The sequence below is a fragment of the Pseudomonas sp. B611 genome, assembly GCF_055407965.1.
The window spans coordinates 43,995-66,571 of the sequence record NZ_JBUZST010000017.1 but is presented as its reverse complement, the minus strand read 5'-3'; the positions used below and the strand labels follow the sequence as shown (position 1 = coordinate 66,571).

Sequence of the window (22,577 nt, the reverse complement as noted above, 5' to 3'; positions counted from 1 at the left end):
TTCATTGAGCACGATCAATGCACCGCGACGCGCTTCTGACCCAGGATGAGCTGGACTTCATTCAGAACATGCAACACAACCCCCAGCTCAACCTGCGGGATGCGTCGTCGAGCCTGACCGTCAACGGTGGGGCGCAGATCCGCGATTTGCTCACCCGGCTGGCCGCTCACGACCACGTCACGATCCAGGCGCAGTTCGATAACCAGCAACTGACCTTCCCGCTGCACCTGGTGGAGGATGAGTTTCATGCGGTGCATCTGCGTTTGGGCGTGCCGAGCATTTTCGAAGACGGCCCGATGATCCGCCCGTGGCGCCTGGCGCTTGAATCGCCAGTGGCACTGGAGAACATCAAGGGCACGCCAGGCGCACTGTGGGTGCACGAAGTGTCATTCAAGGGTGTTCTGGTGGAAATCCGTGGCCGGGTCAAAGCGCCCAAGACCTTTGCCCTGTGGTTCAGCCCTTCCGGTTACGAACGCATTGCCCTGCGCGGCACGCTGGAGCGGGAAACCGCGCGCGGCTTGTTCGCCTATCGCCTGAACCAGAGCGATGCGGATGAGATCGAGCGCCTGCGCCAATTCATCCTGCACCAACACCGGCTGGTCCACCCCCACGTGCACGCCTGATCTCAGGTATCCAGGCGCCCACTGAGAAACTGCTGCAGGCGGCGCTGCATCAAGCGGCCTTCATTGCCCAGGCAACCCACGGAAGAACCAGCCAGGTCGTTCTCGGCCAGGTCCGACGCCGCACCCGCCAGAAACAGTGGGCACTCCAGGGTCATTGCCAAGCGGTTCAGGCGATTGGGCAGGTCGTGGCCATGTGAGTGGTTGGAATACACGATCAACGCCTGGGGACGGTTTTTTTCACACACCAGCATCAACTCATCCACCGGCTGGCCCATCGCGAGCACCTTCACCACCAGGTCGTCGCGACTGATCAACAGCGCGGCCACCAGCAACTCCAATTTACGACACTCGCCGGGCAGGGCGGCCAGCAGCACCCGTGGTGCCGACGACGCACAGGCTACCTGCAAGCGCTGCAAGGCCTGCACCCGCAAGAAGGCATCGAAGAACAACCATTCACTGGCCTGGCCAAAGCGGCCCTGATGTCGCAGCAGATCCTGCCAGAGGGGCATGAGGATGTTCTGGAACGCCACGCTGAGGGGGTAGGTCGCAAAAACCTGCCCGTACACATGTTCCAGCTGGCGATCATCGAACGCACTGACCGCCTGCATCAACCGCGCCTGCCACTGAGGCCACTCGGCTTCCCCGGCCAAATCACGTTCAGCGCGCACGGCTTGCGCCTGCTGATCATCACGCGCGAGGAGCTTGCCAACCTTGCTCACAGCCACGCCGCGCTCGATCCAGTCGAGGATGCGATTGACCGTCTCAATATCGGCCTTGGAGTAGAGGCGGTGCCCGCTTTCGGTGCGCGTGGGCTGGATCAGGCCATAACGGCGCTCCTAGGCACGCAGGGTGACGGGGTTTATGCCTGTCAATCTCGACACTTCACGGATCGGAAACAGCTCGTTTGAATCAGGCGTATCTAAATGTAAATTGCTATCAAGCGCAGCAGTAATCACGGGCATTTGAGACCAAAAAACCAACGGTGATCGGGGCAGTCATTTAACGCCTTTAGACCTGTCTTTTTCAAGCGCCTCAAGCTTCGGACCAATGCCACTGGCGTATTTCTGCAAAATAGGAATAATCCTTGCCTGTTTTTACATAGCGGCACTACCCCGCCGTTATGTTCGTGCGCCGCCTACCCGGCCCAGCGCACCCGTATATTTGGAGATACACAATGTCTACCTCACCCGTCACCCTGATGGTTGCGCGCCGCGTAGCCAAAGGTCGCTACGAAGAGTTGATGGCCTGGCTGCGCGAAGGCGAGCAATTGGCCACGGACTTTCCCGGTTACCTGGGTTCAGGCGTGCTTGCGCCACCGCCCAATGATGACGAATTCCAGATCATCTTCCGCTTTGCCGACGAAAAAACCCTGCATGCCTGGGAGTTTTCCGCGTCCCGCAGTGCCTGGCTGGGCCGTGGCAGCGAGCTGTTCGCCGACCCGTCGGAGCATCGTGTGAGTGGCATCGATGGCTGGTTCGGCGCCGTCGGCGCACGGCCACCCCGCTGGAAACAGGCCGTGGCAATCTGGCTGGCGTTTTTCCCGGTGTCGCTGATCTTCAACTTTGTGCTGGGCCCGCTGCTCGCTGATTTGGAGCTGGTCCCGCGCGTGCTGGTCAGCACCCTGGCACTGACGCCGCTGATGGTTTACCTGTTCATTCCGCTGTCGACCCACCTGCTGGCCAGTTGGCTACATCCGGCGCCAACACCGCGCAAGGCCACCGAAGCCGCCGCGTGAGTACAGGGGGCCGCGGCGCTGGTATGATTTGAGCCTGCCAGCGAATCGAGCCCCCCATGACTGCAACACACGCCCCGATCCTGATCACCGGCGCCGGCCAGCGTGCCGGCCTGCATTGCGCCCAGCGTTTGCTCGACGACGGCCACGCGGTGATTTTCAGCTACCGCAGCGAACGCCCTGGCGTGCAGGCCCTGCGCGAGCGCGGGGCGATCGGTGTGTTTGCCGACTTCTCCAACGAAGCCGGCGTCATGGCATTTATCGCCGAACTGAACACCCACACCCAGAGTCTGCGCGCGATCATCCACAACGCGTCGGCGTGGGTCGCGGAAACACCCGGCGACGAAAGCCGCGCCTTTACCGACATGTTCAGCGTACACATGCTTGCGCCCTACCTGATCAACCTGCATTGTTCACCCTTGCTGCAACGCTCGACACCCGCCGACATCGTGCACATCAGCGATGACGTGGTGCGCAAGGGCAGCCGCCAGCACATCGCCTATTGCGCCACCAAGGCCGGGCTCGACAGCCTCACGCTGTCGTTCGCCGCGCAGTTCGCGCCGCTGATCAAGGTCAACGGCATCGCCCCGGCGATGGTGATGTTCAACGACGGCGACGACGCTGCCTACCGTGCCAAGGTGCTGGCCAAGTCCGCACTGGGCATCGAACCCGGGCCCGAGGTGATCTACCAGAGCGTGCGTTACCTGCTGGACAACCCCTATGTCACCGGTACCACCCTGACCGTCAACGGCGGGCGGCATATCAAATAAGCCGTTTGTGAGGATGTTGTATGACCTTGTCCCTGCCCCAACACTACCGTGAGATCCTCAAAGGCCTGGGCGAAGACCCGGAGCGTGAAGGTTTGCTCGACACCCCCAAGCGCGCGGCCAAGGCGATGCAGTACCTGTGCCACGGCTACGAACAGAACCTGGATGACATCGTCAACGGTGCGCTGTTCACCTCCGACAATGACGAGATGGTGATCCTCAAGGACATCGAGCTGTACTCGCTGTGCGAGCACCACCTGCTGCCCTTCATCGGCAAGGCCCATGTGGCCTATATTCCGACCGGCAAGGTGCTGGGCCTGTCGAAGTTGGCGCGCATCGTCGACATGTATGCGCGGCGCCTGCAGATCCAGGAAAACCTCACGCGGCAAATCGCCGACGCCATCCAGCAAGTGACCCAGGCCGCCGGCGTGGCGGTGGTGATCGAAGCCAAGCACATGTGCATGATGATGCGCGGCGTGGAGAAACAGAATTCAACCATGAACACCTCGGTGATGCTCGGCGCGTTCCGCGAGTCGAACACCACGCGCATGGAGTTCCTGCAACTGATCGGACGGAGCAAGTAGCAATGCCACAACTTCAACCAGGCATGGCGCGCATCCGGGTCAAGGACCTGTGCCTGCGCACCTACATCGGCATCAACGAGGACGAGATCCTCAACAAGCAGGATGTGCTGATCAACCTGACCATCCTGTATGCCGCCCAAGAGGCGGTGCGCGACAATGACATCGACCATGCGCTGAACTACCGCACCATCACCAAGGCCATCATTGCCCACGTCGAAGGCAACCGCTTTGCCCTGCTGGAGCGCCTGACCCAGGAGCTGCTCGACCTGGTGATGAGCAATGAATCGGTGCTGTACGCCGAAGTCGAAGTGGACAAGCCCCATGCGCTGCGCTTTGCCGAATCGGTGTCGATTACCCTGGCGGCCAGCCGCTAACCCCTGAGATTTGCGTGAGCCCTATGAACGACCAACAACGCCTCGAACTCGAAGCCGCCGCCTTCCGCCGGCTGGTAGCCCACCTGGACAGCCGCAAGGATGTGCAGAACATCGACCTGATGAACCTCTCCGGTTTCTGCCGTAACTGCTTGTCCAAGTGGTACAAGGCCGAGGCCGATGAGCGCCAGATCGAGCTGAGCCTCGATGATGCCCGTGAAGTGGTGTACGGCATGCCGTACGCCGAGTGGAAAGCCCAATACCAGAAAGAAGCCAGCGCCGACCAACAGGCGGCGTTCGCCAAAGGAAAAACCCATGACTGACCTGAACACCCTGCGCAACAGCCTGAACAGCGGCGAACACGTGTTTGCCGACACCTTGGCCTTTGTTGCCGCAGGTTACGACTACCAGCCGCAAGCCTTTACCAATGGTGATGTGGAAAATGCCGCCGGGCAGAACGAGGGCTCGTGCAAGACCCTGGGTTTGGCCGTGTTGGAAGGCTTGAGCGATCAGGAAGCGCTGCTGGCGTTTGGTGAGCATTACCGTTCGGTGGTGGCGACGCCTGAGGGCAGTGACCACGGCAACATCCGTGCGTTGATTGCCCATGGCCTGGCCGGTGTGAAGTTCACCGCACAGCCCCTGACCCGCCGCTGATTCAATTTGAAAACCCGGTCAATGTGGGAGCCGGGCTTGCCCGCGATGGCGGTGGTAACTGACACACCGCTATCGCAGGCAAGCCAGCTCCCACAGGGATTGGGTTTGCACCTCAAGACAAGGGGGCTATTTGAATTGTGGGCATAAAAAAACCGGCCTCACGGCCGGTTTTTTTTGTGTTGCAGCGCGCCTCAGTCGTCGAGGTAACGCTCAGCGTCCAAGGCGGCCATGCAACCGGCGCCGGCCGAGGTGATGGCCTGGCGGTACACGTGGTCTGCCACGTCACCGGCAGCAAAGATGCCTTCAATGCTGGTGGCAGTCGCATTGCCTTCACGGCCGCCCTGCACGATCAGATAACCGTCTTTCAATTCCAGCTGGCCTTCGAACAACGACGTGTTCGGGGTATGGCCGATGGCGATGAACACGCCGTCGACTTTCAGCTCGTCGAAGCTGCCGTCGTTGTTTTTCAGACGGGCACCGGTCACGCCCATGTTGTCGCCCAGGACTTCGTCCAGGGTGGCGTTGAGCTTGAGGATGATCTTGCCTTCAGCCACACGGGCGTGCAGCTTGTCGATCAGGATCTTCTCGGCGCGGAAGGTCTCGCGGCGGTGGACCAGGGTCACGGTGCTGGCGATGTTGGCCAGGTACAGCGCCTCTTCCACAGCAGTGTTGCCGCCACCGACCACAGCCACTGGCTTGTTGCGGTAGAAGAAACCGTCGCAGGTTGCGCAGGCGGAAACGCCCTTGCCCATGAACGCTTCTTCCGACGGCAGGCCCAGGTAACGGGCGCTGGCGCCGGTGGCGATGATCAGTGCGTCACAGGTGTACACGCCGCTGTCGCCGGTCAGGCTGTAAGGCTTTTTCGAGAAATCGACTTTATTGATGTGGTCGAAAACGATCTCGGTTTCAAAGCGCTCGGCGTGTTCCTTCATGCGTTCCATCAGCACCGGGCCGGTCAGGCCGTGCACGTCGCCGGGCCAGTTATCGACTTCGGTGGTGGTGGTCAACTGACCGCCCGCCTGCATGCCGGTGATCAGCAGCGGCTTGAGGTTGGCCCGGGCAGCGTAGACGGCAGCGCTGTAACCGGCAGGGCCGGAACCGAGAATAATCACTCGCGAATGACGGGTATCAGACATGACTCACTCCTATCGACCACCCGGACAATAAGGCGGCTGGAATAAAAAAGGACCGCGAAGCACTTGGGGAAGGCTTGAACTCGCACGTCCTGAAAAATAATGGGTGCAGCGTATAGAGGGGGGCAAGATTAAGGAAATACGGATTAACAATCCAGCTCATAGGCGGTCTCTATGCAGTTGGCGTGGTTGATCGACGCCTTTGTTACTGCTGATGTCGCCGCTTTCGCCTGTGCGGCAAAGCCGGTAAGGTCGGCGCGTTCGCCCCTTTGCTCGGAGTTATCCATGCCCGCCCCCGCTCTTTCCGGCCCGCAATACCTGCGTGAAGGCCTCAAACTGGTGCTCAGCCCTGGCTTGCGCCTGTTTGTGCTGTTGCCGCTGATGATCAACCTGGTGCTGTTCGTCGGCCTGATCTATTTCGCCGGCCATCAGTTCAGCCTGTGGGTCGATCATTTGATGCCGACGCTGCCAAGCTGGCTGAGCTTCCTCAACTATCTGCTATGGCCGCTGTTTGTCGTGTTGGTGGTGCTGATGGTGTTTTTCACCTTCACCATGCTGGCCAATATCATCGCCGCGCCGTTCAACGGCTTTCTGTCGGAGAAAGTCGAAGTGGTGGTGCGCGGCACCGATGACTTCCCGGCGTTCAGCTGGGGCGAACTGATCGCCATGGTGCCACGCACCTTGGCGCGGGAAATGCGCAAGCTGGGCTACTTCCTGCCGCGGGCCGTCGGCCTGTTTATCCTGTCGTTCATACCGGTGGTCAACCTGATCGCCGCGCCGCTGTGGCTGCTGTTCGGGGTGTGGATGATGGCGATCCAATACATTGACTACCCGGCGGATAACCACAAGCTGGGCTGGAACGAAATGCTCGCCTGGCTGCGCCAGAAGCGCTGGCAGAGCATGAGCTTCGGCGGGATTGTTTACCTGGTGTTGCTGGTACCGGTAGTCAACCTGCTGATGATGCCGGCGGCGGTGGCCGGGGCCACGTTGTTCTGGGTGCGTGAGCAGGGTGCCGAGACGATGGCCAAGTCATAAATCCATCATCCCAATGACACAATGACGACACGGCCCACAGCGACACTGTGGGTCATGACGACAGCCTCGCTTCACATCACCCTGATTACCGAAACCTTCCCGCCTGAAATCAACGGGGTGGCCAATACCCTTGGCCGCCTGTGCGACGGTTTGCGCGCGCGCGGCCATCAAGTCGAGCTGGTGCGCCCGCGACAGGGCAGTGACCAGAGTCGCACCAGCGATGACGAATTGCTCCTGTGCCGTGGCTGGCCACTGCCCGGCTACCCGGGCCTGCAGTGGGGCCAGTCGTCGATGCACAAGTTGCTGCGCCGTTGGACCCGCCAACGCCCGGACGTGCTCTACATCGCCACGGAAGGGCCACTGGGCCTATCCGCCTTGCGCGCGGCACGGCGCCTGGGCATCAGCGTGGTCAGCGGCTTTCACACCAACTTCCAGCAGTACTCCAACCAATACGGCTTGAGCATGCTGAGCCGGATGGTCACTCACTACCTGCGCTGGTTTCACAACCGCTCGACCTTGACCCTGGTGCCGAGTGCCAGCCAACGCCTGGAGTTGGAACGCCGGCACTTCGAGCGCTTGGGAATGCTGTCGCGTGGGGTGGATAGCCAGTTGTTCCACCCCGCCAAACGTGACAATGCACTGCGTGAGAGCTGGGGCCTGGGCAATGACGATATTGCCGTGCTGCATGTAGGGCGCCTGGCCCAGGAAAAGAACCTCGGCGTGCTCAAGCGCTGCTTCGACTCCCTGCGCAGCACTTATCCACAGCGTCGACTGAAATTGATCATCGTCGGCGATGGGCCGCAACGCACGCTGCTGGAACGTGACCTGCCCGACGCACTGTTCTGCGGCACCCAGCGCGGCGAAGAACTGGCGCGGCACTATGCATCGGGCGATCTGTTCCTGTTTCCCAGCCTCACCGAAACCTTCGGCAATGTGGTGCTGGAAGCCATGGCCTCGGGATTGGGTGTGGTGGCGTATGACCAGGCGGCCGCGACCCAGCATATCCGCCATGGTTATAACGGCGTGTCGGCGATGCCGGGGGATGAGGAGGCGTTTTGCGATGCGGCCAATTGGCTGCTGGAGGAACAAGAAAATTTGCGCAGGGCGCGCCTGAATGCTCGCCAACACGCCAGCCGCCAGGGCTGGCCGGCGATAATCGAGCAGTTTGAACGCCAACTGCGTGGGGTATGCAAGGACGGGCACCCGGTGCCCGCCCTGTCGCCGCTTACACCAGGGTCGTCAACGCCTCACGACTGAATGGCAGGATGTCGTTCTCGCGACCTTCACGCACCTTCACCGCCCAATCCGGGTCAACCAGCAGCGCACGCCCCACTGCAACCAGGTCGAACTCGTCGTTGTTCAGGCGCTCCAGCAGTTTTTCCAGGCTGGCCGGTTGCGCGACCTTGTCGGTGTTGACCATGAACTGCAAGAACTCGCCATCCAGGCCGACGCTGCCCACGGTGATGGTCGGCTTGCCCGTGAGCTGGCGCGTCCAGCCGGCCAGGTTGAGGTCGGAACCTTCGAATTCCGGCTCCCAGAAACGCCGTGTGGAACAGTGGAAAATATCCACACCGGCGTCAGACAACGGCTTGAGGAACTCGCCCAGCGCCTCGGGGGTTTGCACCAGCCGCGCGGTGTAGTCCTGCTGTTTCCATTGGGAGAAACGGAAGATGATCGGGAAATCCGGGCCTACGGCGGCGCGGGTGGCCTGGATCAGCTCGATAGCAAAACGCGAACGGTTGGCCAGGCTACCACCGTACTCGTCGGTACGTTGGTTACTGCCTTCCCAGAAGAACTGGTCCACCAGGTAGCCGTGGGCACCGTGGATCTCTACACCGTCCATGCCGATGCTCTGGGCATCCTTGGCGGCTTGGGCGAAGGCACTGATCACATCCTTGATGTCTTGGTGAGTCATGCCGTGGACAACCACGTTGCCGTCCTTGAGTTTTTCCATCGGGCCATAGGCTGGCACGCTGGCATCAGGCTCGGTACCGATACGGCGCACGCTGCCTACATGCCACAGCTGCGGGACGATCTTGCCGCCTTCGGCGTGCACGGCATCGACCACTTTCTTCCAGCCGGCCAGAGCCGCTTCGCCGTAGAAGTGCGGGACGTTGGGGTAGCCGTTGGAGGCTGGGTGGCCGACCACGGTGCCTTCGGTGATGATCAGGCCCACACCCGCCGCAGCGCGACGACGGTAGTACTCGATGACTTTGGAATTGGGTACGCCGCCCGGCGAGAACGAGCGGGTCATCGGCGCCATGACCACACGGGTGGACAGTTGCAGAGCACCGAGCTGGAAGGGTTTGAACAGGGCTTGGACAGGCATGGGTGTACTCCACGTAAGGCGGGTTTATGACGTGGATAATATGGGGCTCGCGCAGGGCTGAACAGCACTATTGATCTGAGTGATTAAAGGGTAAAAGCGAGGGTGGACGCTTACCTGTGGCGAGGGAGCTTGCTCCCGCTGGGCTGCGTAGCGGCCCCAAAATCTTGGGAGCGCTGCGCACTCCAGCGGGAGCAAGCTCCCTCGCCACAGGTCGGGCCGAGTTAACTCAAGGCTTTTTCGATGGCCTGGACGATCGTGGGATCGTCCGGTGCCGTGCGTGGAGAGAAGCGCGCCAGCACGCGCCCATCCTTGCCCAGCAGGAATTTTTCGAAGTTCCAGGTGATATCCCCTGGAAACTCGGCGCCCTCGCCCGCCAGCAGCCGATACAGCTGGTGACGATCGGGCCCGTTGACGTCAAGCTTGCTGCCCAACGGGAACGTCACGCCGTAGTTGAGGCTGCAGAACTCGCGGATTTCCTCTTCGCTGCCCGGCTCCTGGCCCGCAAACTGATTGCACGGCAGGCCAAGCACGGTAAAACCCTGGTCCTTGTATTGCTGGTAGAGGTTTTCCAGCGCCGCGTATTGCGGGGTCAAGCCACATTTGGAGGCCACGTTGACCACCAGTACCACCTGGCCCTTGAAGGGCGCCAGTGGCAGCTCTTGTCCGTCCAAAGCTTTGAGTTTCAGGTCGTGGAAAGCACTCATGACGAACTCCAGATATCCCATGTTCTTAGCAAAGCGGCTCGTCGAGATTACAACCCGCAAGCCTGCAATCATAGACGCCGATTATAAAACCCGCTTGTGGACTACTGAGCGGTCGGCCACGGCAAAATCGGAATCGCGGTCACTGCGTTCTGCGGGCTGCCTTCGATCAGACGGTCGCTGTACACCAGGTAAACCAGGGTGTTGCGCTTCTTGTCGAGGAAGCGCACCACCTGCATGGTCTTGAACACCAGCGAGGTGCGCTCCTTGAACACTTCGTCGCCGTCCTTGAGCTCGCCCTTGAAGCGGATCGGGCCGACCTGGCGGCAGGCGATCGAAGCTTCGGCGCGGTCTTCGGCCAGGCCCAGGCCGCCTTTGACGCCGCCGGTCTTGGCGCGCGACAGGTAGCAGGTCACGCCATCGACCTTGGGGTCGTCAAAGGCTTCGACGACGATCCGATCATTGGGGCCGACGAATTTGAACACGGTAGACACCTGGCCGATCTCTTCGGCCGAGGCCAGCAGTGGCATGGCCAGCAGCAGGCCGAGCAATCCCTTCATTACGCGCATCGTGTATTCCTTTGGTTAGACCAGGATCAGGTTGTCGCGGTGAACCAGTTCCGGTTCCGCCATGTAACCCAATAGTCCGACAATCGCATCAGAAGATTGTCCAATGATTTTCTGCGCTTCCAGGGCGCTGTAGTTGGCCAGGCCACGGGCGATCTCACGACCGTCGGGCGCGACGCACACCACCATCTCGCCACGGCGGAAGCTGCCCTGCACCAACTTGACGCCCACCGGCAGCAAGCTCTTGTTGCCTTGGGACAACGCCGATACCGCGCCCTCGTCCAGCACCAGGGTGCCACGGGTCTGCAGATGACCGGCCAGCCACTGTTTACGCGCCGCCAGCATGCCGCGTTCCGGCGACAGCAACGTACCAATGTGCTCGCCCGCCTTGAGCCGGTCCAACACGCGCTCAATGCGCCCGCCGACGATGATGGTGTGGGCGCCGGAACGCGCGGCCAGGCGCGCAGCGCGCAACTTGGTCTGCATACCACCACGGCCCAGGGCACCGCCGACGCTGCCGGCCACGGCGTCCAGCGCCGGGTCATCGGCGCGCGCTTCATAGATCAACTGGGCGTCGGGGTTGTTGCGCGGGTCGGCGTCGAACATACCGTCGCGGTCGGTGAGGATCACCAGCAAGTCGGCTTCCACCAGGTTGGCCACCAGGGCGGCCAGAGTATCGTTGTCGCCAAAGCGGATTTCGTCGGTGACCACGGTGTCGTTCTCGTTGATCACCGGGATGACTTTCAGCTCCACCAGCGCGCGCAAGGTGCTGCGGGCGTTGAGGTAGCGCTTGCGGTCGGACAGGTCGTCGTGGGTCAGCAGGATCTGCGCCGTGTGGCGGCCGTGCTCGGCAAAGCTGGATTCCCAGGCTTGCACCAGGCCCATCTGACCGATGGCGGCAGCGGCTTGCAGTTCGTGCATCGCGCTGGGTCGCGCGGTCCAGCCGAGGCGGCTCATCCCGGCGGCAACGGCCCCGGACGACACCAACACCAACTCGACGCCAGCCTCATGCAAGGCCACCATCTGCTCGACCCAGACGCTCATGGCTGCGCGATCGAGCCCCTTGCCATCCGCCGTCAGCAGCGCACTTCCGATCTTTACGACCCAGCGCTGCGCACCTGTCACTTTGCTCCGCATCATCTTCAACCTTAGATTGAGGGCTGCGCGACCCAGCGCGGCCCATAACGTTAAACCCGGATACTAAAACGCCGCTCTAAAGGAGCGGCGTTCAAGTTTATCGCAACGGATCAGTCGCGCACGTAAATGATTTCCGGACCGTCTTCATCATCCACGTCTTCTTCGTCCCAATCATCGTCGCCGATGTCATGGACCGACTTCACGCCACTGCGGCGCAGGGCACGCTGGTCATCCAGTGCCTGCAACTGGGCGCGGGCTTCGTCTTCGATCTGCTGATCGAGTTCGGCCAGCTCGGCCTTGAACACAGGGTCGGCCGCCAGGCGGTCGGCGCGGTCTTCGAGGTAGCGCATGATGTCGCGGGTCAGGCGCTCGGTGCCTTCTTTGGCGATGGCCGAGATCACGTAGACCGGACCTTCCCACTCCAGGCGATCGACGATTTCCTTGACGCGCTCTTCGTGCTCTTCTTCGAGGATCTGGTCGCACTTGTTCAGGACCAACCAACGATCACGCTCGGCCAGGGCCGGACTGAACTTGGTCAGCTCGCTGACGATCACTTCGGCGGCGTCCGGAGCGCTGGTGTCATCCAGCGGCGCCATGTCGACGAGGTGCAGCAGCAAACGGGTGCGGGACAAGTGCTTGAGGAAGCGAATCCCCAGGCCGGCGCCGTCGGAAGCACCTTCGATCAGGCCGGGAATGTCGGCGACCACGAAGCTTTTCCAGCGATCAACGCTGACCACGCCCAGGTTTGGCACCAGGGTGGTGAACGGGTAATCGGCGACTTTCGGCTTGGCGGCCGAAACCGAGCGGATGAAGGTACTTTTACCGGCGTTCGGCAAGCCCAGCAGGCCAACGTCAGCCAGTACTTTCATTTCCAGCTTGAGGTCACGCTGCTCGCCCGGCTTGCCCGGCGTGGTCTGGCGTGGCGCACGGTTGGTACTGGACTTGAATCGGGTGTTACCCAGACCGTGCCAGCCGCCCTGCACAACCATCAGTTTCTGGCCGGCCTTGGTCAGGTCGCCAATCACTTCCTGGGTGGCCGAGTCGATGATGGTGGTGCCGACCGGTACACGCAGTACCAGGTCTTCGCCTTTTTTACCGGTGCAGTCGGTGCTGCCGCCGTTGGAGCCACGCTCGGCATCGAAGTGCCGGGTGTAACGGTAGTCGACCAGGGTGTTGAGGTTTTCGTCGGCCATCATGTAGATGGAACCGCCGTCACCGCCGTCACCGCCGTTTGGGCCACCGTTTTCGATGAACTTTTCGCGACGGAAACTCATGCAACCGTTACCGCCGTCGCCTGCTTTTACTCGGATGGAAACTTCATCAACGAACTTCATAACAAAACGCCTCTCGCCGCACGGACGAGCTTAAGAAACCAAGACATAAGACTCTTGCAAAAATGAGCGCAGCGACCTCAATCAGCGACCGCATATCCAGCGCTTGAGCCCATTACAAACAGCTTTGCAAGAGACTCACTCCACAAACGAAAAAGCCCCGTCGCAAGACAGGGCTTTTCCAGCGATCTCGCAATTAAGCTGCGACAACGCTCACGTAACGGCGGTTGAACGCGCCTTTTACTTCAAACTTGATCACGCCTTCGATTTTCGCGAAGAGGGTGTGATCTTTACCCATGCCTACACCGTAACCGGCGTGGAATTGGGTGCCGCGCTGACGCACGATGATGTTGCCCGGAATGATTTTCTGGCCGCCATACATCTTGACGCCAAGGCGTTTGGCTTCTGAATCGCGACCGTTACGGGTACTACCACCAGCTTTTTTGTGTGCCATGAGTCAATTCTCCTAGTGAGGAATTAGGCTGAAATTAAGCCTGAATACCGGTGATTTTGATCTCGGTGTACCACTGGCGGTGGCCCATACGCTTCATGTGGTGCTTACGACGACGGAACTTGATGATGCGGACTTTATCGTGACGACCTTGGGAGATCACTTCAGCCACAACGGTAGCGCCAGCAACAACTGGAGCGCCGATGTTCACGTCATCGCCATTGGCGACCAACAGAACGCGATCAAAAGTAACGGATTCGCCGGTAGCGATTTCCAGTTTTTCGATCTTCAGGTATTCACCTGGGGCGACCTTGTATTGCTTGCCACCAGTAACAATTACTGCGTACGACATGGTATTTCTCCGATAATCCTGCTCACCCAGCTCTTTATAAGAAGAGGTATTGGCTGGCATGGCTGCATGGGATGGACGTCCCGAATGCAATTGCGTAAGGCAGGTGCTGCCCAGGAAGTTCAGGGTGCGCGATTGTACGCAAGGTAAATGGCTGTTGCAAGTGGCCGCCCATCGCGCCTTGACACCCGGGAGTGAGGGTCCTAGCATGCCGCGCAACCCTTCTGGAGCGACTGTCGCTGATGCAACCCCAAGCCTTCTACCGCGCGGTCGCGGACGATTTTAGCGCCGTCGATGGCATCATCAAGAAGCAGCTGACTTCTAAAGTGCCGCTGGTCTCCAAAATTGGCGACTACATTACGTCGGCCGGCGGCAAACGTCTGCGTCCTTTATTAGTGCTGCTGTGTGGCAAGGCCCTGGGCCGCGAAGGCGATGATCTGCGCCTGCTGGCGGCCACGATCGAATTCCTGCACACCGCCACCCTGCTGCATGACGACGTGGTCGACATGTCCGGCATGCGTCGTGGCCGTGAGACCGCCAACGCCATGTGGGGCAACGCCCCGAGCGTATTGGTCGGCGACTTCCTGTATTCGCGCTCGTTCGAAATGATGGTCGAACTGGGCTCGATGCCGGTGATGAAAATTCTGTCCCAGGCCACGCGCATCATCGCCGAAGGCGAAGTGTTGCAACTGTCCAAGGTGCGCGACGCCAGCACCACCGAAGAAACCTACATGGAAGTGATTCGCGGCAAAACCGCGATGCTCTTCGAAGCCTCCACCCATAGCGCCGCCGCGCTGTGTGGCGCGACCGCCGAACAGGCCGAAGCCCTGCGCACCTTTGGCGACCACCTGGGCGTGGCGTTCCAATTGGTCGACGACCTGCTCGACTACCGGGGCGACGCCGAAACCCTGGGCAAGAACGTCGGTGACGACCTGGCCGAAGGCAAGCCGACCCTGCCGCTGATCTACACCATGCGCGAAGGCACGCCGGAACAGGCTGCCCTGGTGCGCAAGGCGATCCAGAAAGGCGGGATCGAAGACCTGGAAAGCATCCGCGAAGCCGTGGAAGCCTCGGGCTCGCTGGACTACACCGCGCAGCTGGCACGTGACTACGTGGCCCGCGCCATCCAGTGCCTCGAAGCCCTGCCCGCCAGCGAATACCGGGATGCCCTGGTTGAGCTGAGTGAGTTTGCGGTAGCCCGTACCCACTGATTGCACACTGATTAATGTGGGAGCTGGCTTGCCAGCCCCCACATTAGACCGAGCCAAGCCGCCCCTCCCGCCCGTAAAACCCTATATAATGTGCGACTTTTAGCCATCCCTGACTCTCAAGGAGCTTTAGTGAGCACGTTGCCACCCTGCCCGAAATGCAATTCCGAATACACCTACGAAGACGGCACCCAGCTGATCTGCCCGGAATGCGCCCATGAGTGGTCCGCCAACGGCGAGACCGAAGCAGCCGGCGATGAAACCGTGAAGAAAGACTCTGTGGGCAACGTCCTGCAAGACGGCGATACCATCACCGTGATCAAGGACCTCAAGGTCAAGGGCACGTCCCTGGTGGTCAAGGTCGGCACCAAGGTCAAGAACATCCGCCTGTGCGACGGCGACCACGATATCGATTGCAAGATCGACGGTATCGGCCCGATGAAACTCAAGTCCGAGTTCGTCCGCAAGGTCTGAACCTGCTGCTTCCATCCCGCGCCCGCCGCGGGATGGCGTTTCGCCCTGCCGTTTGACCCCGCGCAATATCCACACAGAAAAAACCACAAACCGCCAATAGGCACTTGCTATTCTACGAATAAGAATTATTCTCATTGAAACTTATCAAGGAGAACCACCATGACTTATTTGATAGATGCCTGGCTCGACCGCCCACACCCTTACCTGCGCATCCTGCATCGGGAAACCGGCGAAGTCTGTGCGGTGCTGGAAGAAGAAGCGCTCAACGAGCTGCAAGACCAGGGTGACCTGGACGTGAATGGCTTGAGTTCGAGTGAACCTGGGGTGTTGAAGGAGGTGGTGCGCAATCTGTTTCTGTTCTGCTATGCCCGAGCGTTGCGCCCGGCCACCGAGTTGCATGGCAAGTTTCATCCATGAGCATCCACGCAAAACCTGTGGGGCTGGGCTCTATGTGGGAGCGGGCTTGCTCGCGAAAGCGGAGTGTCATCTACAGATAAGCTGACTGATCCACCGCATTCGCGAGCAAGCCCGCTCCAACACAAGCCCAACACCCGCAGGCTTCAGCAGGTCTTACAGAACGTCGAGCAGCTCGACGTCGAACACCAGAACGCTGTGCGGCGGGATGCTGCCAACGCCTTGAGCGCCGTAAGCCAGTTCGCTCGGCACGTACAGGCGCCATTTGCTGCCGGCATTCATCAGTTGCAGGGCTTCGGTCCAGCCAGCGATCACGCCGCCAACCGGGAATTCAGCAGGCTGGCCACGCTCGTAGGAGCTGTCGAACACAGTGCCGTCGATCAGGGTGCCGTGGTAGTGAGTGCGCACTTGGTCTTCACGGCTTGGCTTGGCGCCATCACCGGCAGTCAGCACTTCAAATTGCAGGCCGGAAGCCAGGGTGGTGATGCCATCACGCTTGGCGTTTTCAGCCAGGAAAGCCAAGCCTTCGCCAGCAGCAGCTTCTGCCTTGGCAGCCGCTTCGGCTTGCATGATTTCACGGATAACCTTGAAGCTGGCAGCCATTTGCTCTTGGTCAACACGGCTTGGCTTACCGGCAAAAGCGTCAGTCAGGCCAGCCAGGATCGCGTCCAGGCTCACACCCGGTGGCGGGTTGTCGCGCAGTTGGTCGCCCAGTTGACGGCCAATGCCGTAGCTGACGCGGGTTTCGTCGGTGGACAGATTAACTTCGGACATGAAGGTGCTCCGCTGTAGGACGACACACAAAAACCGCACGAAGGCCGCGTTTTCCCTGTCGCCCAGAACTAAAAGGGCCAGCAGACTAGCACACAACACCCCGCCTTGATGAGCGCGCCGACATACCTATCTACTGCCGAACACGCCCCTGCGCTGCCCATGCTGGTGATTCCACTCACCACCTCAGGGGTTGTGCCAATGAGTACGCCGAATACCCGCGATGCCGCGCCCACGCTCGATCAGATTCACGCCGACTTGCTGGAGATTGACCCCACCCTGCGCGGCCAAAGCAAACGCCCCGTTACCTTGCCGGCGGAGTACGCCACGCTGCAACAGCTCAACACCGACCTCAAGCGTATCAACGCTACGTTTATGAGCCAGGCGCGTGCTCTGTATCAGGATGTGATCCCACCGGACCTGAACAGCCGCCTCAAGGCGCTGGATGAAACCAGCGCCGTCGGAGGGCAGAGCCGTAAGACTTACCTGACCTTCGCAGCCGGCATCAACGCGCTGGAGCTGGAAACCCGGCTCAACGTCAGTGACAACCTACTGTCCCCCGCCGATCAGCAGATGCTGGAAAACTGCTCGCAGGGGCCAAGTTTCCGTCCCGGCATGTACGCCCTGGCCTTCACCTATCAGGAACAGACCGTCATGTTCGCCGGTGCGTTTGTGCTGACGCGCCAGGCCAACCCCGTCGTCGACAGCCTGGAAGCAGCTCCCCCCGTGGGGCCGATCTTGTTGTTCACGCCCGCGCGGGGCCTGGAAGCCTTCGACTCGCTGCACGACCTGGACCAAGGCCTGCAATCTGCAATGGCGCGCGCCACCGGGCGGGCTGAGTTCAATCGTCACCTTCCCGTGCGCTACCAACACCTGGATACCGTTGATATATGGCCACTGGCCTTACTTCCGTTCCAGGACAAACCGCTGTTCGAACACGTCTACCAAGCCCTGCTCGACAAACGTGAACAGGACATCAATTACGCCCTGAGCCTTGCAGACACCGCACACATCAAGGCGCACCTCGACAACGCCATCCAAGCCGCGTTGCCCGACCTGACGTTGCGCCTGGACTTTCGCGCACAGCGACTGCTTGAGCGCGACCTGTTCTACGCCCTGCCCGACTGGTACCGCAGCGCCAGCAAGCCGCTTCGCGACACCCTCGACCAACACCTGCGCAACTATAACCAGGCGCGCGAGGCCTTCATGAATCTGTTCGGCCCGGCGGCAACTCCCCAGGCCCTCGCCCGGCATCAATGGGCTGAGAAACTGGCCGATGAGCTGGACATCCACGACCTCGACCCGGACCTGCTGCGCATCACAACCCGGCGCACAGTGCCGCAGGTCGGCCCCTACGAGCAGCAGCGTTCAGTGGTGGAGTTGGCCTTGCGCGGCCTGCACACCGGCGACAGCGCGCCTGGCTCAGCCTTCCTTGAACACAGCACCTTGAGCTACGCCGGCGCCCCGCTCGATATGGCTTATGCCCGACTCACCCCGCAAGTGCTGATCACCCTGCTGCAAGACCTGCAACCACGCCTGGACTTTGCAGACACACAAAAAACCGTGCTGGGCACCCCGCAAATCAAACAGGCGGCCCGCACGTTTTTCGATCAACGCCTGGTCGCCATGGCCTACGTTGCCCAGTTGCAAGGCGCCCTCTGTCCGGACGATGTGCAGCTGTTTGCAGACCTGCGCGAACGCCCCCGCCCGCAGCTCTGCGCACAAACCGTGCTGCTGCACGGCGCTCAACTGCGAGACCTGTGGCTGCTGCGCGAAGATGATGCCCACGGCCAGGTCAAACGCCTATTGCTGTGCACCCCTGACGCCCCCAGGGCACAACAGTTCTTCGCCTTCGGCAGCCTGCGCGAATGCCAGACCCATATCATCGGTTGGCTGGATCAACCCCACCCGATGAGCAATTACGTACTGCAACAAGTGCCGCTGCGCTTCCGCCCGAAAATGAGCACGTTCATCCAGTCGATCAGCCTGCGCCCAGATGCCGAAGAACACCACGAGGTGACCTTTGGCAAACCCTGCAGCCACACCGATTGCCTGGACGCGATGGCGGCACACCGCCTGGCACTGCAACTGGATGATTACAGTTTCAGCTCACCATCCTGGTTTCGTAACGCCTCCCTGACAGACAGAACCCGGCTGATCACCCTGGCGGATAACATCGAGGGTGCCCTCCGTACCTACAATGCCAGACCCGATGCCGAAGCCAATTTCCCGAGCTTCGACGGCTATTTGCGCGATAACGCCAGGGTCAGCCTGAACAGACTGCTGGGACGCTCTCAAAATGACATCGACCCGGACAGCGTCTTCGCCTACTCGCCACGGACGTTGCTCGGTGCACCGCCAACGCCACTGTCCTACACAACCCTGTACCGCGACGGCTATGCAGACGGCATCGGCTTTCTCGACGCGAAGTTTTCCAGATCCGCGGTCTTTCGCGGCCCCAAGGGTGTAGACCTGAGCCCGCTGACTGCACAGAACGTTGCCCGCTCGGTCACCGGCGTATGGGTCGGTGAACGCTATATCAATGAAGTACGCCAGCGCCTGCAATCCAGCGACAGCCCCGGCTATCACGAACGACGCAGTGCAGTGCTGGCAATTCACCAATTGCAGATGCAGAGTGCCGCGCTGGAAGCCCGACTCAAGGGGCATATCGCCAGTGTCGACCTGAGCTGGCTCAACCAGGCCATCGACAGCTTGCCAGATACCCGCAGCACCACGCGCAATACCTACAAAGTCTACCGTTTGTTTATCGACGGCGATTGGGTGATGGGCAACTACCTGTTCAGCCATGCCGACTATCCCGTGTTGCTGTACACGCCCAACGCTCCGGACGGCGTCAACTTTCGCGAAGCGAAGCTGTTCAACTACCTGCTGAAAAAAGTCGAAGGCATGCCCGGCTATTGGTGTTCTCGCGTGTCGTTGCAGTCGATGCGCAGAGTGCACCTGTTTCTGGAGAACGCCCGCAACGGCCTGCCGGATGACATCGACCGCACGACCCCAAGCCCGGCTCGGCACGACTCGATAAGCCGCGTCATGCCGCTGCTAGATCTGCGTCACGAGCTATACAACATGAGCTTGCAGCGCACCATCGATGACGTGCACGGCACGACGGTCAATCGCACCCAAATGATTACCGGCATCCTGTGGACCTGTATCGAGTGGGTAACGGCCATTGCAACGATGCCATTCCCTTTGCTGAGCTTGACCTTGGGCGGCCTGCTGGCATTCAAGGACGCCATGCTGGCCCTCAACGCCTATCACCAGAACGACATGGCAGCCGCCATTGAGCACTACGTCGGCTTCCTGGCCAATGCCATGGGTGCAGTGCTGTTCGATTTGCGCCCACTGCTCAAAAGCAGCTTCAAGCCCATGCGCACCGTCATCCAGACCAGTTCACACGCCGTCGCCAGCGCGCCACTCAAGCAACTGGATGCGATCAACCCCGAAGGCATGCAATCCATTCTGTTTGAGGGGCAGCCACTGTGGGCATCGCAGACTCCCGACGCCTTGGGCCGTTACTTGCTGTATCGCCACGACCCGCTGACCGGCCAGCTCCATTCAACCGCACGCCTGGCCAGCCAGAACAGTGATGGGCAGTGGGTGCGCTTCAGCGTCGCCGGGGGTGGGCGCAAGCAATACGAAAAGCTGCTGGCGGATGAAAGCAGCCCGTTGGAGGCCTTCGACGTAGCGCCCGATCAGGCCAAGACCTTCCGCACCCTGCTCGACCCAGGCTTCATAACACAAATGCGAAGCCGGGGGCAGGACGCGGCGGCGGCCCAAGGCAATGCGTTTATCGAAGCGCAACCGCTGCGAGCGGCCTATGTAAAAAACGTCGCACGCTTGACCGAGGACGCCGACGCGTTCTACCAGGCGTTATCGGCCCCGACGCCGAAAGGTGCACTGCCCGCACTGGCGAGCAACGCAGCCCACAGTGACATTTTCAAGAGCCTGTTCAGCCGCAACAAGCGCTTGATTATCGGAGCCGTCGACAACTCCATCGCCAGTAAACAGCTGTTGATCGAACAACTGCCTGGCTTGGCGGAACAGGGACTCAAGCGGGTGTACATCGAGAACCTGCCCCGCGACCTGTTCCATCGCAAGTTGAAAGTCCTCAACAACCAGCTCAGCGGCAACAAAGCCCACGCCCTGCAACAGATCGAGCGACACCTGGCGCAGGTGGACGAGGCCTTGGGGTTCGCAGCGGATGCGCCGTTCACGTACCGCAAGCTGCTGCTCGAAACCCAGCGCCTGAACATCGCCATCGACGGCCTGGACGCTGCAGTTTCATACCATATGAGCCACGTGCTGGCCCTGAGCGAAGGCGCGCGTTTTGTACCGCGCAGCAGCAAGCTGCGCAATTTCTACTCTCACACCGCTATCGAGTTCAACCTGAAACACAACCCGGACGAAGGTTGGCTGGCGTTGGTCGAGACCAACCGCCTGGGCCGTTACGAGCGTATTGCCGGGCTGGCGGAGCTGCAACAGGCGCCAGCGCTGCGCGTTCACGATGTGGCGCCTGGGGAGCCGACCGGCCTGTGGCCCGACACACACAGCAGCGCCCAGTCCCGAGGTGACTACGCCCTATCAATTGCAACAACCCATGGGGCACTGCGCGCACCGAGCAGCCTCACGCCAGCATCGGGCACCGTCTCTCATTACGCGGCGTTCGACATCCCAGCGCCAATGCGCGCGAACATCGACCAGATGCGCCTGGAGCGGCGTGGCCTGGACTCGCGTTACTTCGACGCCCAGCCAGAGAATACCAGGGCAATGAACACCTTCATCGAGACCCGCCAGCGCCTGTACGCCACCGCTAAAGCGCATTTCGCCGACATCACCTTGCTCCAACGCAGAGCATTGGGCGATCTGGCCACCGCAAGAAACGAGAGCGTGTTGTTTGAACGGCTGTTCAAACAGCGCAATGGGCTGGTCATCGGCGAGGCCCATACCGCGCAATCCAGCAAGCGCGTGCTGATCCAGCACTTCAAACACCTGAAAAAGCTGGGGGTCAAGACGCTGTACCTCGAGCATTTGTTGACCGACCTGCATCAGGAAGCCCTGGAAACCTACTACCGCACCTCGAACATGCCGTCGATCCTGGAGAACTACCTCAGGCAGTTGGACCGAGGCCAGATGCCCCTTTACGAGGGCACAGACACCTACACTCACCTGGTCAAGAAAGCCAACAAATACGGGATACGCATACGAGCGCTGGACTGCACGGCGACCTATTACATCAACGGTCTCAATGGCGATTTGCCGCGCCCCCAAATGTTCAGCTACTTCGCCAACGAGGTGATCAAGGCCGACCAACTCGCCCAAGGGCCGCACAAGTGGGTCGCGTTCGTGGGCAATACCCACACCGATATGTACCTGGGCGTGCCGGGCCTCGCCACGCTGCAGGATGCCGTCAGCCTGCATGTGCGCGACAGTGCCCCGGAACTGGCCAGACCGTTGCACCAGGGGGCGTGGGAATCGACCGAGGAAGGTAATGGCGTGGCGTTGCGCAGTGACTTCACGCTCTACATCGGTATTCCTGGCCAAAAAGTACCGCGCGCGCCGGTGCCGCCGGACCGCGGCAGACTCACAGCACCCGGGCACTTCATCGTCGAGCGCCGGACCGCCACCGAGATCAACCTCGTGCACGTGTCCCGTGGCAATGAGATTGTCAGCACCCCCATTCAAATCAACGACAAGGGCCAGTTCCTCATTGAGCGCTGGCCAGAACAGAGTCATCAGCGCTTTTTCTATTTCTCGCAACTGATCGAGATGCTGAAAACCCCTCCGCCCAGAGGCGTTGGCCTGACACACGTCGGCTAAACCGCACGAGCCAGTGAGCCAATCCTCCCGCAACCACTCATCGGCGCCCTGCGTCGATGAGCCGAAATAGGATTTCAGATTCACGTTTTGCCGCCGATAACCCTCTACA

General features: G+C 60.7%; 25 protein-coding genes. 14 read left to right on the top strand and 11 right to left on the bottom strand.

The window, feature by feature from the left end; genetic code table 11:
- Positions 1-17 precede the first annotated feature (17 nt).
- Positions 18-623, top strand: coding sequence for a hypothetical protein (locus ACZRMO_RS24930; protein WP_463974581.1), 606 nt, complete (start codon positions 18-20; stop codon positions 621-623).
- A 2-nt stretch (positions 624-625) separates the two neighbouring features.
- Here ACZRMO_RS24930 and ACZRMO_RS24925 read toward each other — a convergent pair whose 3' ends face one another.
- Positions 626-1,390, bottom strand: a complete 765-nt coding sequence (locus ACZRMO_RS24925) for a helix-turn-helix-type transcriptional regulator (protein ID WP_463974612.1) — start codon at positions 1,388-1,390, stop codon at positions 626-628.
- Between ACZRMO_RS24925 and ACZRMO_RS24920 the strand changes: the two genes are divergently transcribed.
- The 7 genes from ACZRMO_RS24920 to ACZRMO_RS24890 all read left to right on the top strand — a co-directional run bounded on the left by ACZRMO_RS24920 (position 1,295) and on the right by ACZRMO_RS24890 (position 4,731).
- Positions 1,295-1,531, top strand: coding sequence for a hypothetical protein (locus tag ACZRMO_RS24920; RefSeq protein ID WP_463974580.1), 237 nt, complete (start codon positions 1,295-1,297; stop codon positions 1,529-1,531). The two genes, ACZRMO_RS24925 and ACZRMO_RS24920, sit on opposite strands and share 96 nt — an antisense overlap.
- Before the next feature lie 266 nt (positions 1,532-1,797).
- Positions 1,798-2,358 (top strand): putative antibiotic biosynthesis monooxygenase, encoded by a 561-nt coding sequence (locus ACZRMO_RS24915; RefSeq protein WP_124526454.1) that lies wholly within the window; start codon positions 1,798-1,800, stop codon positions 2,356-2,358.
- Positions 2,359-2,414: 56 nt separating this feature from the next.
- Positions 2,415-3,125: a dihydromonapterin reductase gene (gene folM, locus ACZRMO_RS24910; protein ID WP_463974579.1), complete on the top strand. Its 711-nt coding sequence runs from the start codon at positions 2,415-2,417 to the stop codon at positions 3,123-3,125.
- Between the two features lie 20 nt (positions 3,126-3,145).
- On the top strand, positions 3,146-3,706 hold the full coding sequence (gene folE / locus ACZRMO_RS24905) for a GTP cyclohydrolase I FolE (RefSeq protein ID WP_429479971.1): 561 nt from the start codon (positions 3,146-3,148) through the stop codon (positions 3,704-3,706).
- Between the two features lie 2 nt (positions 3,707-3,708).
- The gene (gene folX / locus ACZRMO_RS24900; protein ID WP_003176029.1) at positions 3,709-4,080 is read left to right on the top strand and encodes a dihydroneopterin triphosphate 2'-epimerase; all 372 of its coding nucleotides are present in this window, start codon (positions 3,709-3,711) and stop codon (positions 4,078-4,080) included.
- Positions 4,081-4,103: 23 nt separating this feature from the next.
- Complete coding sequence (locus ACZRMO_RS24895) at positions 4,104-4,400, top strand: DUF1244 domain-containing protein (protein ID WP_010206472.1); 297 nt, start codon at positions 4,104-4,106, stop codon at positions 4,398-4,400.
- The gene (locus ACZRMO_RS24890; RefSeq protein WP_463974578.1) at positions 4,393-4,731 is read left to right on the top strand and encodes a HopJ type III effector protein; all 339 of its coding nucleotides are present in this window, start codon (positions 4,393-4,395) and stop codon (positions 4,729-4,731) included. Before ACZRMO_RS24895 ends, ACZRMO_RS24890 begins: the two co-directional genes overlap by 8 nt.
- Positions 4,732-4,922: 191 nt before the next feature.
- On the opposite strand, the gene trxB is transcribed toward ACZRMO_RS24890, so the two are convergent.
- Both trxB and ACZRMO_RS24880 read right to left on the bottom strand, forming a co-directional pair.
- A complete protein-coding gene (trxB, locus tag ACZRMO_RS24885) occupies positions 4,923-5,867 on the bottom strand; it encodes a thioredoxin-disulfide reductase (protein ID WP_463974577.1) in 945 nt (314 codons plus the stop codon).
- A 143-nt stretch (positions 5,868-6,010) separates the two neighbouring features.
- Positions 6,011-6,151, bottom strand: a complete 141-nt coding sequence (locus ACZRMO_RS24880) for a hypothetical protein (RefSeq protein WP_177414041.1) — start codon at positions 6,149-6,151, stop codon at positions 6,011-6,013.
- Here ACZRMO_RS24880 and cysZ point away from each other — a divergent pair.
- Both cysZ and ACZRMO_RS24870 read left to right on the top strand, forming a co-directional pair.
- The gene (gene cysZ / locus ACZRMO_RS24875; RefSeq protein ID WP_463974576.1) at positions 6,150-6,899 is read left to right on the top strand and encodes a sulfate transporter CysZ; all 750 of its coding nucleotides are present in this window, start codon (positions 6,150-6,152) and stop codon (positions 6,897-6,899) included. The two genes, ACZRMO_RS24880 and cysZ, sit on opposite strands and share 2 nt — an antisense overlap.
- Before the next feature lie 54 nt (positions 6,900-6,953).
- Positions 6,954-8,156 carry a glycosyltransferase family 4 protein gene (locus tag ACZRMO_RS24870; protein WP_463974575.1) on the top strand — a complete coding sequence of 401 codons (1,203 nt, stop codon included), beginning with the start codon at positions 6,954-6,956 and terminating at the stop codon, positions 8,154-8,156.
- Here the strand turns inward: ACZRMO_RS24870 and ACZRMO_RS24865 are convergent.
- The 7 genes from ACZRMO_RS24865 to rplU all read right to left on the bottom strand — a co-directional run bounded on the left by ACZRMO_RS24865 (position 8,125) and on the right by rplU (position 13,766).
- The gene (locus ACZRMO_RS24865; RefSeq protein ID WP_463974574.1) at positions 8,125-9,228 is read right to left on the bottom strand and encodes an NADH:flavin oxidoreductase; all 1,104 of its coding nucleotides are present in this window, start codon (positions 9,226-9,228) and stop codon (positions 8,125-8,127) included. The two genes, ACZRMO_RS24870 and ACZRMO_RS24865, sit on opposite strands and share 32 nt — an antisense overlap.
- Positions 9,229-9,449: 221 nt before the next feature.
- Positions 9,450-9,932 carry a glutathione peroxidase gene (locus ACZRMO_RS24860; RefSeq protein WP_017735027.1) on the bottom strand — a complete coding sequence of 161 codons (483 nt, stop codon included), beginning with the start codon at positions 9,930-9,932 and terminating at the stop codon, positions 9,450-9,452.
- Positions 9,933-10,033: 101 nt separating this feature from the next.
- Positions 10,034-10,498, bottom strand: coding sequence for a CreA family protein (locus ACZRMO_RS24855; protein ID WP_015885841.1), 465 nt, complete (start codon positions 10,496-10,498; stop codon positions 10,034-10,036).
- A 15-nt stretch (positions 10,499-10,513) separates the two neighbouring features.
- The gene (proB, locus tag ACZRMO_RS24850) at positions 10,514-11,632 is read right to left on the bottom strand and encodes a glutamate 5-kinase (RefSeq protein ID WP_463974611.1); all 1,119 of its coding nucleotides are present in this window, start codon (positions 11,630-11,632) and stop codon (positions 10,514-10,516) included.
- 110 nt (positions 11,633-11,742) lie between these two features.
- Positions 11,743-12,966: an Obg family GTPase CgtA gene (gene cgtA, locus ACZRMO_RS24845; protein WP_017735024.1), complete on the bottom strand. Its 1,224-nt coding sequence runs from the start codon at positions 12,964-12,966 to the stop codon at positions 11,743-11,745.
- A 193-nt stretch (positions 12,967-13,159) separates the two neighbouring features.
- Positions 13,160-13,417, bottom strand: coding sequence for a 50S ribosomal protein L27 (gene rpmA, locus ACZRMO_RS24840; RefSeq protein WP_003176049.1), 258 nt, complete (start codon positions 13,415-13,417; stop codon positions 13,160-13,162).
- A gap of 34 nt (positions 13,418-13,451) precedes the next feature.
- A complete protein-coding gene (gene rplU, locus ACZRMO_RS24835; RefSeq protein ID WP_003176051.1) occupies positions 13,452-13,766 on the bottom strand; it encodes a 50S ribosomal protein L21 in 315 nt (104 codons plus the stop codon).
- 239 nt (positions 13,767-14,005) lie between these two features.
- On the opposite strand from rplU, the gene ACZRMO_RS24830 reads away from it, so the two are divergent.
- The 3 genes from ACZRMO_RS24830 (at position 14,006) to ACZRMO_RS24820 (ending at position 15,862) form a co-directional block, all read left to right on the top strand.
- Entirely contained in the window at positions 14,006-14,974 is a 969-nt protein-coding gene (locus ACZRMO_RS24830) for a polyprenyl synthetase family protein (protein WP_192300610.1), read from the top strand.
- Positions 14,975-15,103: 129 nt separating this feature from the next.
- The gene (locus ACZRMO_RS24825) at positions 15,104-15,445 is read left to right on the top strand and encodes a zinc ribbon domain-containing protein YjdM (protein WP_463974573.1); all 342 of its coding nucleotides are present in this window, start codon (positions 15,104-15,106) and stop codon (positions 15,443-15,445) included.
- 159 nt (positions 15,446-15,604) lie between these two features.
- Positions 15,605-15,862, top strand: coding sequence for a PA4570 family protein (locus ACZRMO_RS24820; protein WP_017735021.1), 258 nt, complete (start codon positions 15,605-15,607; stop codon positions 15,860-15,862).
- A 153-nt stretch (positions 15,863-16,015) separates the two neighbouring features.
- On the opposite strand, the gene ACZRMO_RS24815 is transcribed toward ACZRMO_RS24820, so the two are convergent.
- Positions 16,016-16,633, bottom strand: a complete 618-nt coding sequence (locus tag ACZRMO_RS24815; RefSeq protein ID WP_463974572.1) for an FKBP-type peptidyl-prolyl cis-trans isomerase — start codon at positions 16,631-16,633, stop codon at positions 16,016-16,018.
- A 198-nt stretch (positions 16,634-16,831) separates the two neighbouring features.
- Between ACZRMO_RS24815 and ACZRMO_RS24810 the strand changes: the two genes are divergently transcribed.
- Positions 16,832-22,468, top strand: a complete 5,637-nt coding sequence (locus ACZRMO_RS24810) for a membrane-targeted effector domain-containing toxin (protein ID WP_463974571.1) — start codon at positions 16,832-16,834, stop codon at positions 22,466-22,468.
- Positions 22,469-22,577: the final 109 nt, after the last annotated feature.